General features: G+C 29.8%; 15 protein-coding genes. 3 read left to right on the top strand and 12 right to left on the bottom strand.

All coding sequences use genetic code 11. The features are described from left to right. Positions 1-126: 126 nt before the first annotated feature. The 7 genes from Q326_RS0113635 to Q326_RS17445 all read right to left on the bottom strand — a co-directional run bounded on the left by Q326_RS0113635 (position 127) and on the right by Q326_RS17445 (position 7,475). On the bottom strand, positions 127-705 hold the full coding sequence (locus Q326_RS0113635) for an indolepyruvate oxidoreductase subunit beta (protein ID WP_026895890.1): 579 nt from the start codon (positions 703-705) through the stop codon (positions 127-129). 1 nt (position 706) lies between these two features. Then, positions 707-889, bottom strand: coding sequence for a 4Fe-4S binding protein (locus Q326_RS0113630; protein WP_026895889.1), 183 nt, complete (start codon positions 887-889; stop codon positions 707-709). Positions 890-909: 20 nt separating this feature from the next. Further along, positions 910-2,682 carry an indolepyruvate ferredoxin oxidoreductase subunit alpha gene (gene iorA / locus Q326_RS0113625; RefSeq protein WP_026895888.1) on the bottom strand — a complete coding sequence of 591 codons (1,773 nt, stop codon included), beginning with the start codon at positions 2,680-2,682 and terminating at the stop codon, positions 910-912. A gap of 48 nt (positions 2,683-2,730) precedes the next feature. Next, a complete protein-coding gene (locus Q326_RS0113620) occupies positions 2,731-3,627 on the bottom strand; it encodes a bifunctional enoyl-CoA hydratase/phosphate acetyltransferase (protein ID WP_026895887.1) in 897 nt (298 codons plus the stop codon). A 141-nt stretch (positions 3,628-3,768) separates the two neighbouring features. Then, positions 3,769-4,896: a tetratricopeptide repeat protein gene (locus Q326_RS0113615; RefSeq protein WP_245592114.1), complete on the bottom strand. Its 1,128-nt coding sequence runs from the start codon at positions 4,894-4,896 to the stop codon at positions 3,769-3,771. A 13-nt stretch (positions 4,897-4,909) separates the two neighbouring features. Next, entirely contained in the window at positions 4,910-5,677 is a 768-nt protein-coding gene (locus Q326_RS0113610; protein WP_026895885.1) for a hypothetical protein, read from the bottom strand. 13 nt (positions 5,678-5,690) lie between these two features. Continuing rightward, entirely contained in the window at positions 5,691-7,475 is a 1,785-nt protein-coding gene (locus Q326_RS17445) for a B12-binding domain-containing radical SAM protein (RefSeq protein ID WP_034602351.1), read from the bottom strand. Positions 7,476-7,714: 239 nt separating this feature from the next. Here Q326_RS17445 and Q326_RS0113600 point away from each other — a divergent pair, with 239 nt between their 5' ends. Next, positions 7,715-8,200 (top strand): hypothetical protein, encoded by a 486-nt coding sequence (locus Q326_RS0113600; protein ID WP_026895884.1) that lies wholly within the window; start codon positions 7,715-7,717, stop codon positions 8,198-8,200. Between the two features lie 29 nt (positions 8,201-8,229). Next, positions 8,230-8,424, top strand: a complete 195-nt coding sequence (locus Q326_RS0113595) for a hypothetical protein (protein WP_026895883.1) — start codon at positions 8,230-8,232, stop codon at positions 8,422-8,424. Between the two features lie 22 nt (positions 8,425-8,446). Here the strand turns inward: Q326_RS0113595 and Q326_RS0113590 are convergent, their stop codons facing one another. From Q326_RS0113590 to Q326_RS0113575, 4 genes are all read right to left on the bottom strand, one after another. Beyond that, positions 8,447-9,481, bottom strand: a complete 1,035-nt coding sequence (locus tag Q326_RS0113590) for a hypothetical protein (protein ID WP_156936317.1) — start codon at positions 9,479-9,481, stop codon at positions 8,447-8,449. Positions 9,482-9,550: 69 nt separating this feature from the next. Then, complete coding sequence (locus Q326_RS0113585; protein ID WP_026895881.1) at positions 9,551-10,738, bottom strand: glycine C-acetyltransferase; 1,188 nt, start codon at positions 10,736-10,738, stop codon at positions 9,551-9,553. Between the two features lie 79 nt (positions 10,739-10,817). Then, positions 10,818-11,939 carry a tRNA epoxyqueuosine(34) reductase QueG gene (gene queG / locus Q326_RS0113580; RefSeq protein ID WP_026895880.1) on the bottom strand — a complete coding sequence of 374 codons (1,122 nt, stop codon included), beginning with the start codon at positions 11,937-11,939 and terminating at the stop codon, positions 10,818-10,820. A gap of 180 nt (positions 11,940-12,119) precedes the next feature. Next, a complete protein-coding gene (locus Q326_RS0113575; protein ID WP_026895879.1) occupies positions 12,120-12,521 on the bottom strand; it encodes a bacteriohemerythrin in 402 nt (133 codons plus the stop codon). Between the two features lie 175 nt (positions 12,522-12,696). Between Q326_RS0113575 and Q326_RS0113570 the strand changes: the two genes are divergently transcribed. Then, entirely contained in the window at positions 12,697-13,422 is a 726-nt protein-coding gene (locus tag Q326_RS0113570) for a tRNA lysidine(34) synthetase (protein WP_026895878.1), read from the top strand. A gap of 194 nt (positions 13,423-13,616) precedes the next feature. Here the strand turns inward: Q326_RS0113570 and Q326_RS0113565 are convergent, their stop codons facing one another. Beyond that, on the bottom strand, positions 13,617-14,450 hold the full coding sequence (locus Q326_RS0113565) for a deoxyribonuclease IV (protein WP_026895877.1): 834 nt from the start codon (positions 14,448-14,450) through the stop codon (positions 13,617-13,619). Positions 14,451-14,770: the final 320 nt, after the last annotated feature.

The following is a 14,770-nucleotide window of genomic DNA, read 5'->3' as shown; positions in this document are numbered from 1 at the left end:
ATTTGTTTTGGCTGTCTGTCGCAGCCGACTCTTAATATACTAGCATGTTTGTTTTTGTTTGTCAACATTAAATTTATTTTTATTTAAAAAATGGAGAAGAATTCTTCTCCATTTTTTAAATAAATACTATTTTAACAGCTCTCTACCTTTATCAAAGGCCTTTAAGTTTATATCAACAAATTTGTCTTTCACTTGATCTCTAATTACATCTTCCCATTTAACCTCATCTAGATTAATGGCCTCAACTAAAGCACCTAACATCACGATATTTTGAGTTTTTACATTTCCTATTTCCCTAGCTACATTAACAGCATTGATTACTGTTGTATCTATCCTATCTTTCAATTCTTCTATTATACCTTCAGGATAATCAGCTTCGCCAGTCAAAATAGGAACCGATGGAATAGAATAATCATTTATAACTAATTTACCATCTAGCCTTACGTATTCTATCCAGCGCATAGCTTCCATTTTTTCAAATGCTACTATTATATCAGCCTGACCTTTACCAATAATCGGAGAATAGACTTCATCCCCATATCTTACTTGGGTAGTTACACTGCCTCCTCTCTGCGCCATACCGTGAACCTCTGACATTTTCACATCATAACCTACATCTATCAAACCAGCAGAAAGTATCTTACTAGCCAATATTATTCCTTGGCCACCTACCCCTACCAATAATATATTAGTGACTTTTGACATATTATCCACCTACCTTCTTTATTGCTCCCATCGGGCATATTAAACTACATTTCCCACAACCATTGCAAACATCTTCAGAAATTTGAGCTCCTTGGACTTCATCATAAGATATTGCCTTACACCTTATCCTAAGACACATTTTGCATTTTCTACATACATTATGATCTACATAATAAACTGTCATGGTATCCCCCTTCTATAGCACTACTCTGTTTTCTTTATTGCTCCAAATGGACAGACTTGTAAGCACACATCACATCCTACACACATAGCATCATCTATTATAGCACCAACAGAAGGATCAAAAGAAATAGCTGGACAGCCTACCTTTAAACACATCTTACATTTTTTACATTCTTCATTATCAACATAACAAATCTTTCTATCATTTAATTTATATTCTTCAATTTCTTCAGCTTTCATTTTTTTAAGAACACAAGGCCATTTTGTTATAATAACATTAGGTTTATCCAAAGACATAGATCTGTCTATAGCTTCTCTAGTTTCTTTTAAATCCAATGGATTTATAATATTTATATCTTTTATGCCTACTGCTTCACAAAGTTTTACCAAATCTATTTCTTCTGTAGGCTCTCCCTTTATTGTATAACCAGTACCAGGGTTTTCTTGATGTCCAGTCATACCAGTAATCCTATTATCCAAGATTACCACTGTGACATTTCCATTATTATAAACTATATCCAATAATCCAGTGATTCCAGAGTGGAAAAATGTAGAGTCTCCTATAACACTAAAGACTTTTTTAGATCTATTATTCTTTTCGCTAGCCTGTTTAAAACCATGACCTGCACTTATACTGGCACCCATGCATATTACTGTATCAGTAGCTAATAATGGTGGTGATGCTCCCAATGTATAACATCCTATATCTCCTGTTACTACCACATCTTTTTTCTTGCTCAATTCATAGAAAAATCCTCTATGGGGACAGCCCGCACACATTGTAGGAGGTCTACCTACTACTTTATCTTCATCCATATCTATAATCGGTGTTATATCATCCAATAAGGTCTTGGCTATAATGTCTGGATTTAATTCCCCAACTACTGGAAGCTTATCCTTACCAGTAACTTCTATACCCATTGCCCTAATCTCTGTTTCTATATATGGTTCTAATTCTTCTATCACATATAATTTTTCCACTTTTTTTGAAAAATCCCTTATCTTATCTTTAGGTAACGGAAATGTAAATCCTAGTTTAAGATATGATGCCTCTTTACCAAAGGCCTCTTTTGCATATTGATAAGCAATGCCTGAGGTAACTATACCTATCTTCTTATCATTCCATTCAATTTTATTTAATTCTGTCTCATTACTGAATTTTTCAAGTTCCTTAAGCTTTTCTTCTAACTTAACATGCAGTACCCTTGCATTGGCAGGAGCTGCTACATATTTAGGAATATCTTTAGTATATTCTTTAATTTCAACATCTTTCCTATCATCCATGTCAACCATGCCTTTACTATGGCAAATCCTTGTAGTCAATCTCAAAAGAACAGGAACATCATACTTTTCACTAATCTCATATCCTACCTTCACAAAATCCTTAGCCTCTTGACTGTCAGATGGTTCTAACATAGGTACTTTAGCAGCTTTAGCAAAATATCTATTATCTTGTTCATTTTGAGAACTATGCATGCCAGGATCATCTGCCGATACTATAATACAACCACCATTTACTCCAGTATAGGCAAATGTAAAAAATGGATCTGCAGCTACATTCAAACCCACATGTTTCATAGCAGCCATAGCCCTTGCTCCAGCTATAGACGCTCCTACTGTTGCTTCAACTGCAACTTTCTCATTTGGTGCCCACTCTGAATATATTTCATCATATAATGCTATATTTTCTAGTATCTCTGTACTAGGTGTTCCGGGATATGCAGATGCAAAAGTAACTCCAGCTTCATAAGCACCCCTTGCAACAGCTTCATTACCTGTTAAAAGCTTTTTCATCAATTACACCCCTTTATTCTTTAATTTTTATTTTAATATTTTAACTTATCAAGCAATAACACTTCCTAAAGCTATAGAATACAGTTTAGATTCATGGGTATCTGCTCTCGATACAAGAACTACAGGCACCTTAGCTCCCATAATAATCCCCGCTGACTTTCCTTGCCCAAAATATGTCATACTTTTACCTATTCCATTTCCCATTTCTATGTTTGGAACTATTAATATATCAGCATCTCCAGCTACTTCGCTTTTATATTTTTTTACCTCACAAGCTTTCTTTGATATGGCAAGGTCTAAAGCCATAGGACCTTGCACTATAGCAGTATTTTCTTCATCTTCACTTATCCACATTTTTTTTAATTTTTCAGCATCTATTGTAGCTTCCATCTTAGGGTTAACCTTTTCTTTAGCTGCTAATACAGCTACTTTAGGCTGCTTACATCCCAGCGAATGACTTACCTTTATTGCATTTTTTAATATACTCAATTTTTCATCAATGCTTGGGGATATATTCATACCTCCATCTGATAATAGAATCAATTTATGATATGCAGGCACTTCATATACCATTACATGACTCAATAAACTCTCTGTCCTTAGCCCATATTCTTTGTTTAAAACTTCTTTTAATAAAATGGATGTATCTATTAAACCCTTCATCACAAAGTCTGCTTCATTATTTTTAACCTTCTTAACTGCAATTTCAGCTGATTTCTGTAAATCTTTACAGTCAATCATTTCATATTTATTTACATCCAGTCCATTTTCACTGGCAATATTTTTTGTAACATCTATATCTCCGATAAGTATTGGTTCCACTATATCATCTTCAGCAGCTTCAATTACAGCTTTTAAAACCTCTTCATCTTGACATGCAGCAACTGCAAGTCTTTTAGTTTTTTTGTTTTTAACTACTTTCATAAGGTCGTTTAACTTATTCATTCTATCACCTCACACTATTAAGTTTAATTTTTAAATATCTCTTAACTACTATTTTAACATACTATTTTGAATCTTTCCAAACTTTTTGTAACTCTTAAAATTTTTTTGAATAATTGCTTTTAAAAAAACAGAATAGAATATCTACTCTGTTTTCTGTCTTTCTATTTCTCTCTTACATTGTAATGTTATTTCATCATTTGGATTTATATTAAGGGCATGTTCTATATCCTTTTCAGCATTTTTAAAATCTCCTAATTGTAAATATGTCATAGCTCTATTGCACAATATCTCTCCTTCATTTGGTTTCATCTTTAGTGCGCTACTAAACTTCGCTATAGCTTCATTGAAATCTCCCATATAAGCTAAACACAAACCTAACTCATTCAATGTATCCAACTGATTAGGATTTAATGCAAGAACTTGTTCATATAGCTCTTTAGATTTATCATACATACCCAATTGCCTATAAGCAAATCCTATCATAAATAAAAGATTCCACCAATCAGTATACTTTTCTTTTAGAGGTAATAATTTGTCAATTCCTCTTTGAGGATTACCTATAAATATTTCATTACATCCTTCTTCATAATCTACATCATCTTGTATTTCTATAATCTTCTGATTAATTTCTTCTAATCTATCTTCATCTTCATCTATTTCTATAAATTTTTCCCACATTATTTGAGCCTTTTTAAACTGTTTCATATTCAGATAGTGGTATCCTAATTTATAATAGGCTAAGGAATATTCTTCATCTATATCTAATATCTCTTCAAATGTATTAGTAGATTTAATAAAGAACTTTTCCCCCTTCTTTATATCTTTGTTATTAAAATATATTATTGATTTTTCTTCCAATGCTACACCATAGCCATAAAGAGCCTTGCAACTATTTTTATTTAAATTTATAAGTGACCTAAAATATATTAAACCATCATCTATATTGCTATCTTGTATAGATTTCATTCCTTTTAGATATATAATTTCTTCTATATCTTTATTATATTTATATAACATCTCTCTATATTCATGATTATATTTAAATTCAGGATCTACACCTATTAAATATATAATGCCATCTATTATAGAAGAAATCTTTAATTCTTCTTGTGCCCTATTCTCTTTTATTTCTGTTATTAGTTCATCAACAACAATAGGTAAAGGAATATCTGCCTTTATTTCCATATCCCCTATGTTTAAATCTTTTTTTAATTCTATAAAGGACAATGCTGACGTCTTTTCTTTAAAAAACTTTTCAATAGTTTCCACTATGACCCTCCTATTATTCATAAAAATCTCTCATATATTTTCTTTTTCTCCTTGTACTAGTACTTAACATCTGGAATAAAACTCCTCTAAATATCATTATAAAGGAAAATATTATTTGACCTATTATATATAAAAGAATTCCTTTTATCCCCAATCTAAATCCAATTGAATGCTGTATTGCAAATATATCCGCAATAAAGTTTCCTGTCGTTAAATATAATAGAAGCATAAGTACAACATTGGGTAAAAACCACTCAATCCAATTTTCCTTTATAAATTCAAAGGCATACATTATTGTCTCCCAAGGAGAATAATATTTTTGATACAGTGATTCAGGTAGTGGGTTCAATACTATGAGTAACAAAATATTTATTACAGTACCAACTATATATGGAGATATTATTCTATATAATATGGGGGCTATTGCTAAATTAAATAGTATACTAAAAATCCAACCAACAAAGAAAACTCCATATACCTTCCACAAATATATCTTGAATCCCTCTTTAAAATCTTGAAAATTAAACTTACCTGTAAAAATTATATTATTAAGTAAATATAGATAATTAGATATAGTGGCACTAGTTACTATAACTGCTATAAGTCCACCTATTATGCCCAATACCCCCCTAAATAATAATCCTACTAGCATAAACATTATGATATTTATAGTGGTATACGCTAATCCAGTAAATATTATAGGCCAATTATCTACAAATAATTTTCCACTCTTTTTAAACGCCTTTTTATTTACAAACACCATATCTTGTAATATATTCAATCAAACTCCCTCCTTAAATCATAAAATCCAAAGTTACATCTACAGGTTTACAGTAATTAAATACAGCCGTCTTGTAACTATAGTCAAACAATATCACATGTTGATTTTCCTTAGATAAGCTTAAACCCTCTACTTCATAATTATTGTGTATAATTTTATATATATCTAGTGCAAATAATTCAAAATATACTTCTTTGATTATTTGCTTAGTCGAAATACCATCAAATAAAGGCAAGTATTTCAAAATGTTTGCTCTATTCTTTAAGAATTCATGTCTCCTAGTTTTTATAAACTCAAGTCCTTGCCTTTTGATTTCCTTTGGCAAGTTAGTACTTTTATTATTAGATAAATAATCAAATTTCAACATTTCATTAAATATATCAATTTTATCTAAAATATGCTTCTGATAAAAGCTATACAATATGCTATATAGATTTTTCTTACTATGGGATATATTATAGTATCCATCTGATTCCCAAAACAAAGAAAAGGATTCATAAAAATCAAATGGCGTTTCATAAAAATTATTTATTATGAATCTAAGAGAGTGCCTAAAACTATTATCATTTCCATACTTTTCAACCAAATCTTCTATATTTTTTAATTTTAACATATCTTTATAATCAATAAAATTAGTCTCTAAAACTTCATAGGGAGGCGCATTTAAAAATTTAAATCCGTAAAGACTACTATCACGCCTAAGTTCTGAACCTTTTAAAAGCTTTAAAAAGCCCAATTGCAGTTTATCTGGCTCCAATTCATATACATCATTGAAAGAATCTTTAAAATCTAGATATCCCTCATATGGCAATCCCGCTATAAGATCTAGATGTTGATGTATATTGCCATAGGATTTTATAGTCTTTGTTACTCTCTTAAGTCTTTCAAAATTCCATTCTCTCCCTACGGCTTCCAATGTCTCATCTTTTGTAGATTGAACTCCTATCTCAAACTGAAACAACCCTTCTGGTACCTTCTTTAAAAATTGTAACATTTCATCGTCTAAAAGATGGGCTGTAACTTCAAAATGAAAATTTATATTTTTCACTCCTTTTTCCATTATAAAGTTCATTATATCCATTGCATAGTTCTTACTTGCATTGAATGTCCTATCAACAAACTTTACCTGTTTTACTCCAGCTGATATAAGATTTGCTAAATCCCTTTTTACCCTTTCTATGGAGAAAAACCTTAGACCTTTTATGGTAGAAGATAGACAAAACTTACAGTTGAAAGGACATCCTCTAGAACTTTCAAAATAGACAATTTTATTCTCGAATCTATTTAAATCACCACAAAACGGAGAAGGTATAGTGTCTAAATCCATTATTAATGGCCTTTCTTTGTTCATATATATATCCTGATTATCTCTGTATACTAATCCTAATACAGATTCATACTCTGGTTTTCCATAATATGTTTGTAATAAAAAATCTTTAAATGTCTCTTCTCCTTCTCCATATATTATAAAATCTATAAAGTCATTAATTTTCATTATATCTATAGCATCATAAGAAACTTCTGGTCCTCCCAATACTATATTGACCTTAGGATTAACAATTTTTAATATATTAGAAATCTTTAATACTTCTTCTATATTCCATATATAACAACTAAAAGCTACCACATCAGCCTCTTTTTTAAATATATCTGATACAATAAAATCATCGGTCTGGTTTATTGTATATTGAGCTACTTGTATATCTATATCTAAGTCATTACAATATGCTGCTAAATATTCTACTGCCAAACAAGAGTGAATATATTTAGAATTAATTCCAACTAATAATACTTTCATTGCCATACCTTCCTTTTAATTTTTATAATAGCTTATCCTAATAACTATATCTTATATCACAATCCTTAATTTTATCAAGAAAAGAAAATAATATGATATAAAAAATAAGAATTTACATGTTTATTTGAAATCAATTAAACAATTCTCATAATTTCTTATAAAAAATAGTCTTAACTCCTATAAAAAAGGTTATACTCTATGTTATAATTAAATTATATTATAATTTGGAGGTATATTTTATGTCATATATGACTATTCGCCAAATTAAACATGAAATATGTTTAAACAAATTAAGAGATTTAGGGTGTGAAGTTATTTCTATTCAAGGAGTTATGTTTTATGTGAAATGTCCTTTAAGTGAGCTAGATATATCCTATGTTTATCATTTAAATCCCGATAATACATTCGATCTTGAAAGAATCAAACCTTATTTTATATCTGTAGGAAATCTGACTACTGAAAAAGAAGTAGTAGATCTAATCTCTATAGATATTAAACAATTCAAAAACGCCAAAAAAAGTCAAAATTTCAATATGTTTGTTGATGCAGATAGAGAACTTGCAAATATGGTTAAGGCATTTGAAGATTTATTTTTATATTATAACATAGATAAAGAAGACATATCCCTTATAAAAGGTGAAATCAGAGGACTTAAAGAACTTCTCCTTAAAGTTAAAAGTAAAAGTAAACGTATTTTTTATGATAAAGACCCTGATAATATATAAAATATTTTTCTTAAGAAAGGAGATTACATATGCAACAATTTGATAAAATATCTATTGAAGAAATATCTAAAAAAAACATGTTAATGATTATAGAGGCCCTGAAATATACTGGAGAAAAAACAAATATCAATGAATTTATAGAACTCAGAAATAATATAATAAAGGAACTTAGTGCACTTGCCGAAGCCAGTGAAGAAGAGTTTATTAAATACCTTGAAGATTAATTAGAATTTAAAACACCCTAAATTAGGGTGTTTTTTTAAAAAATCTATATGTACCAGTTTTATTTTTTATAAATGATAATATAAATTCTCCTTCATCATTTCTCTTTATAACTTTACATTCACCTAGTAATGAATGTTTAAATCTTTGTTTTTCTTTAAATTCAAAAACATCTGGTATTTCATATGAATTTATGCTTAAAGCATTGGGGTCAATTCTCCCCTTTTTTAACTTTATTAAATAATCGCATAAACTCTCTATAAAGTCATAATCTTTTATATCAATATTTTGTATAAACTCTCTTTTAACAAATCCATAAAAACCATAGACAAAATAATTTTTTTCATTTTCTACACATAGATTGTTTGTCATTATATCTATGCATCTTCTTAATATATCTAATCCTAATCTATCTTTCATTCCATGAAATATATTCAAGGCATTTATTTTATTCCTTTCAAAGTCTAAAGTATAATTACCGTCATAAGTATCTGTCTCAAATCTAAAATATTTCTTGTATTTCTTCACCATATCTTCCTTTGACAAATAAATGGTATATTGTTTTAATTCATCTATTATTTTATTTACATCAATCTCTCCTTTAAATATTATGAACAAAAATCTCGATAATAGAATCCCTTCCATCATTTGTGATATGTTCCCTGTAGTATACAATATGTTTTTTATAACTTCCCTTTCAACCGCACCATAATTTTTATTTACATATGTTATGATAAATATTCTTCCATATATACTTATATCTTGCTGGGACCAATAAATTTTACTGTCTCTTCTAAACATTATATTTTTAAGTGAGACATTGGTCCCATGCCTATAATTGATCCATAAATCCATTTCCTTATTTAATCTGTTATAGTCTATTTCTACTGATACCTTTTCAGTAGATGGCATCAATGATTTTATAGTGACTATCATCATTTCTACTATATATGACCATTGATTGTTATATGTTTTATCACCGTTTATTAAATTTCTATAATTATCTTTATCCTTATTGCATGCGTTTAATAAAAAATATTTTATTTCATCTGACACCATCTCTACACCTCATAAATACTTATATTTTTCTATGCCTAAAAAGGAGATGTATAATACATCCTAGATCGTTTACAATATCTTCATTTCCCTCCCTACCTTTTCAAATATATCTACAGCCCTATCTAATTGTTCAGTTGTATGCCCAGCAGTAACCATACATCTTACTCTACCTGTGCCCTTTGGAACAGTGGGGAATACTATAGGAGATACAAATACTCCCAACTCAAATAACTTCTTGCTGAAATCCATAGTTTTTGCTTCTTCACCTATAATAACTGGTGTTATAGGAGTTTCACTATGTCCTGTATCAAATCCCAATACTCCTAACTTTTCCTTAAAATATTTAGCATTGTTCCATAGCTTTTCTGTATATTCACTGCTTTCCATAAGCATTTTTAACGCCTCTATTATTCCACCAACTGCTGCTGGAGGTAATGATGTACTAAATAAAATAGGTCTTCCTCTATGATTTAACCACTCTTGCATAGTTTTACTACCTGCTACATATCCTCCTATAACCCCTATAGCTTTAGATAGTGTTCCTATACTAAAATCTACCCTTCCATGAAGTCCAAAATGGTCCACAGTACCCCTACCACTTTCTCCTAAAACTCCTGAGCCATGGGCATCGTCTACATATGTCATCGCATTGTACTTTTCTGCCAAATCCACTATCTCCGGAAGTTTTGCAATATCGCCATCCATACTAAATACACCATCGGTTATGATCAATGCATTCTTATATTTATCTCTCTTTTCTTTAAGTACCTTTTCCAAACTATCCATATCTGAATGTTTATATACTGCCCTATCAGCCTTACTCAATCTAGTACCATCAATTATGCTGGCATGATTTAGTTCATCAGAAATTATAATATCTCCAGCCCCTGTTATAGCTTGGATTGTACCTGCATTGCAGTTAAAGCCTGACTGAAATACCATTGCTGCTTCTTCCCTTTTAAATTCTGCTAATAACTCTTCTAGCTCTTCATGAATATCCATATTTCCAATAATTGTTCTAACTGCTCCTGAACCTGCTCCATATTTCTTTACAGCATCAATAGATGCCTGCTTTAATCTTGGATGGTTGGCAAACCCCAAATAATTATTAGAAGATAAGTTTATAACTTTCTTACCATCTAAAATTACTTCTGCTTCATTTGGACCCTCTAAAATCGGAAGTTTTCTATATACTCCTTCATCCTTCAGCTCATTTATCTTCTCTTTTAAATAACCTAACTCATGAATACTAGACATAGCAATCACTCCCCATAGAATTTTAAATTCTTAACTTATTAAATATACCTTATATAGATATATACTATATATAAGCTCTCTATTCCTGCCCTTTCTTTACATATATTATTAACTTTTTCATTTCTTCCCTTATTTTGCCCTCTTTTTCATTTTCCATTGCATCTTCTACTATAGATTTTCCCATATTATAGTCTATATTCAACAATGCCCATGCTGTATACTCTCTTATCAATGGACTTTTATCATATATATATTTTTTTAAAACATTAATATATTTTTTATCTTTTGTATTTCCCAGGGCTATTATAGCATTTCGTCTCAATATATTCTTACCCCTCCAACTCCCTGACATATGTCCAAACCTTATATTGAATTCTTTTTTTGATATGTCCAGAAATTCTAACAAGTTTATATGTCCTTCTGAAATAGATGGTACAAACTCCATATGGTTACCATACTCTATTCCCTTATTTTTAGGACATACTAATTGACAAGTGTCACAACCATATATCTTCATTCCCATTTTTTTGCGCAATTCATAGGGTATTCTGTTTTTGGTCTGTGTCAAATAAGATATACACCTTTTAGCATTTATTTTATATCCATCTATTAGTGCCCCAGTAGGACATGCTTTTATACATATATCACAACCCTCACATTTCCCATTAACTTTTGGTGAAGATTCCAATATTAAGTCCGTAATCATATATCCTATAAATATAAATGAACCATATTCATCATTTATTATACTGCAATTCTTACCATACCATCCTATACCAGCCCTTTTTGCTATCTCCCTATCAACCAATGGTCCCGTATCTACAAATATTTTATATCTGAAGTGATTTATTTTTTTTATATCCTCTGCTATCTTATTCAATCTTTCATTCAAAACCTTGTGATAATCTATACCCCACGAAGACCTAGATATATATCCCTTTGCTCCTTGAAATTTATAAGGATATTTTTCACTTGTATTATATGACATACCTATAACTATTATAGACTTAGCTCCCTCCATTATAGATGATATATCTGTTCGCTTAGATATATCATCCTCTTCAAATTCAGTTTCATATCCTTTTATATGTCTTTCCATCAATATACTTTGGAGTTCATCCATATTTTCTCCATCTGCAAACCCTATTATATCTATATCATGCCTCTTACTTGAATCTATAATATAATTTTTTAAATCCATATCTCTCACCAACTTCAATTACAATTTATGCTACCTTTATTAATCTAATTCTATCATTTATATTATCAAATTTGTCAAGGACTATAATTAGTAATATCTCCAAATCCTATAAAATATTTAATTCCCAAAATAGACTAGCCCATAATGATTCTTAAATCATTGTAAGCTAGTCTATTTTTATTACTTTTTACTTTTCATATACTCTACAAAGGCCTTATCTGTTCTCTTTATATGTTCTAAAAACCATCTATTCATTATTCTATTAACATTGATCAAAACAGAAGATGTCTGTCTAGACTTTGCAAAATCTTTCTCTACAGTTTTTACTTTTTCTATAAAAATTTTATATGCATTTTTATGTTCACTAGTATTGGGATAATTGTATTTTCTATGTAATCTCTCTTCTGATTCAAAATGTTCTATAACATATTTTTTTAAAAATGCTATCTTACCTTCTATAACAGATTTCCCTGTTCCTTTACTACACATATCAAGAAGCTCATAAGTTTCTTCAAATAGTTTCTTATGTTGAGAGTCTATTTCAGCTACTCCCAAAATTAAACTATCGTCCCATCTTATCATAAAATCTCCCTTTTCCAATAATCATAGAAAACTTCAGTATAAATATACCCATAAAATCAATAAAGTAACTTTTTTTCCATTTATAATTCATGTTTTATATTTCCATGCTCTATGGTAAAATATCTATATTGTTCACTATTATATTAGGGACTTTCTATTTTTTATATGCAGAGGGATGATAAATATGAAAAAATGGTACAATAAGCTATTCTTAAATGATATAAGAAATGCTGTAGAAAAATATAATATGATTGATAATAATGATTCTATATTAGTAGGTATGTCTGGAGGAAAAGACAGTATATTTCTACTCTATAGTTTGATACTATTAAAAAACAATTCTCATTTAGACTTTGATATTACTGCACTTCATATAGATATAGGTATAGGTATTGATATGACTCCTGTGAAAAGTTTTTGTATAGATAATAATATAGACTATATAGAAGAAAAAACAAAGATATCTAAAATAGCATTTGAAAGCGACAAAAACCCTTGTTTTGTCTGCTCAAGACTTAAGAGAGGTGCCATAGCAAGATTGGCCCAAAAGCACAATTGTAATAAGATAGCCTTTGGACATCATATTTCCGATGCCGTAGAAACTATGTTCTTAAATATAGTATTCACCAATTATATGTCAACTTTTAAACCAAATTCTTTTAATAAAGAAAAAGGAATTTCATTGATTAGACCTTTGATATATCTAGAAGAGGAAACTATAACTAAGGTTGTAAGTATGGAAGACTTACCCTTAGGATTGGGCAAGTTCTGTCCCTTTGATAAAAAAACTAATAGAGAAGATATGAAAAAATTATTACACTCAATCAAAGATAAATACCCAGATTTTAATAAAAATATAATCTATGCTTGGGAACACATTGATATAAGCAATCTTTGGTAATATTATGGATACTATTAGTAATCTTCAAAATGACCTTTCAAAAACCCTAACAATAATTCTCTTTTTTTATATATTTGTTATTATGTTTTAGTATATTTTGAGTCTTATATTTATTGATGATTTATAAGCTCGATTAATCAATAAGGTGACATAAAAGGCTAAGATATTAATTAATATCTTAGCCTTTTACAATACTAATATCTATATGCTTGTCTTAACATTTCTATCTCTTCCTTGTAACCATCTAACTCATTTGGGGTCTCTAGATTAAATGTTAAATCTTTGAGTTTTGGATGATTTATTATTCTAATAATAGCATCTTTGCCAATAGTACCGGCTCCAATTACTTCATGTCTGTCTTTATTGGAAGCAAAGGGCATCTTACTGTCATTTAGATGTACTGCCTTTACTTTGTCTAATCCTAAAATACTATCTATATGGTCAAGAACTCCATCTAAATCATTTACAATATCAAAACCACTGGAATATAAATGACAAGTATCTATACAGATACCCATATTTTTATTGTGTTTTACTCCATCAATTATTGCCTTTAATTCTTCCATATTTCTTCCCACTTCACTACCTTTGCCAGACATACCTTCCAACAAAATTGTGGTATTATTATCTTCTGTTATAGCTTCATTTAACCCTTCAACAATCAATTCTATGCCTTTTTCAGTACCTTGTCCCACATGAGAGCCAGGATGAAATATATAGTAACTGCTGGGTATTTCCTTTAACCTTTCTAGATCATCTTTTAGTATCATCTTTGCAAAATTTCTAGTTCTCTCTTTATTAGAACATAAATTCATAGTATAGGCTCCATGGGCAAATAATGCTGCAAAACTATTTTTATTTATTACCTCTTTTAAATTTTCTATATCTTCTAGATCAATATCTTTGGCTTTTCCACCTCTGGGATTCCTTGTGAAAAATTGAAACGTGTTTGCTCCAATTGATACTGCCTTTTTTGCTGCTTTATAATATCCATCCGATATGGATAAATGACATCCTATATTTAACATATTTACTCTCCTTGTATAATATATTTAGGTTATCAAATAGGGAAACCTATAAAACCTTCTTTATTTATCTCTCAAAATCAGAGATAATTGTATTATTAGATTGAGAGGATTATCGATCTCTCCTTGAGTCTTTGAACTCGTACTTGAAAGACTGATACCTCTCTCTAATAAGCAGTTTACGAATGAGTTGGATGTTGGTTGCTTTTTAGCTTCTCTCCGAATATACAACAAGGTGGTAACGCTTATTAGTAGAGTGGGCTCACAATCTAAAATATTTCTCTACGAGGTGCTCTTTATGTTATATTTAGGAATTGATATTG

The organism is Clostridiisalibacter paucivorans DSM 22131, from assembly GCF_000620125.1.
Taxonomy (GTDB): Bacteria; Bacillota; Clostridia; order Tissierellales; family Clostridiisalibacteraceae; genus Clostridiisalibacter; species Clostridiisalibacter paucivorans.
Note: the sequence above shows the minus strand (reverse complement) of the source record. Positions and strands in the feature narration are given on the sequence as shown.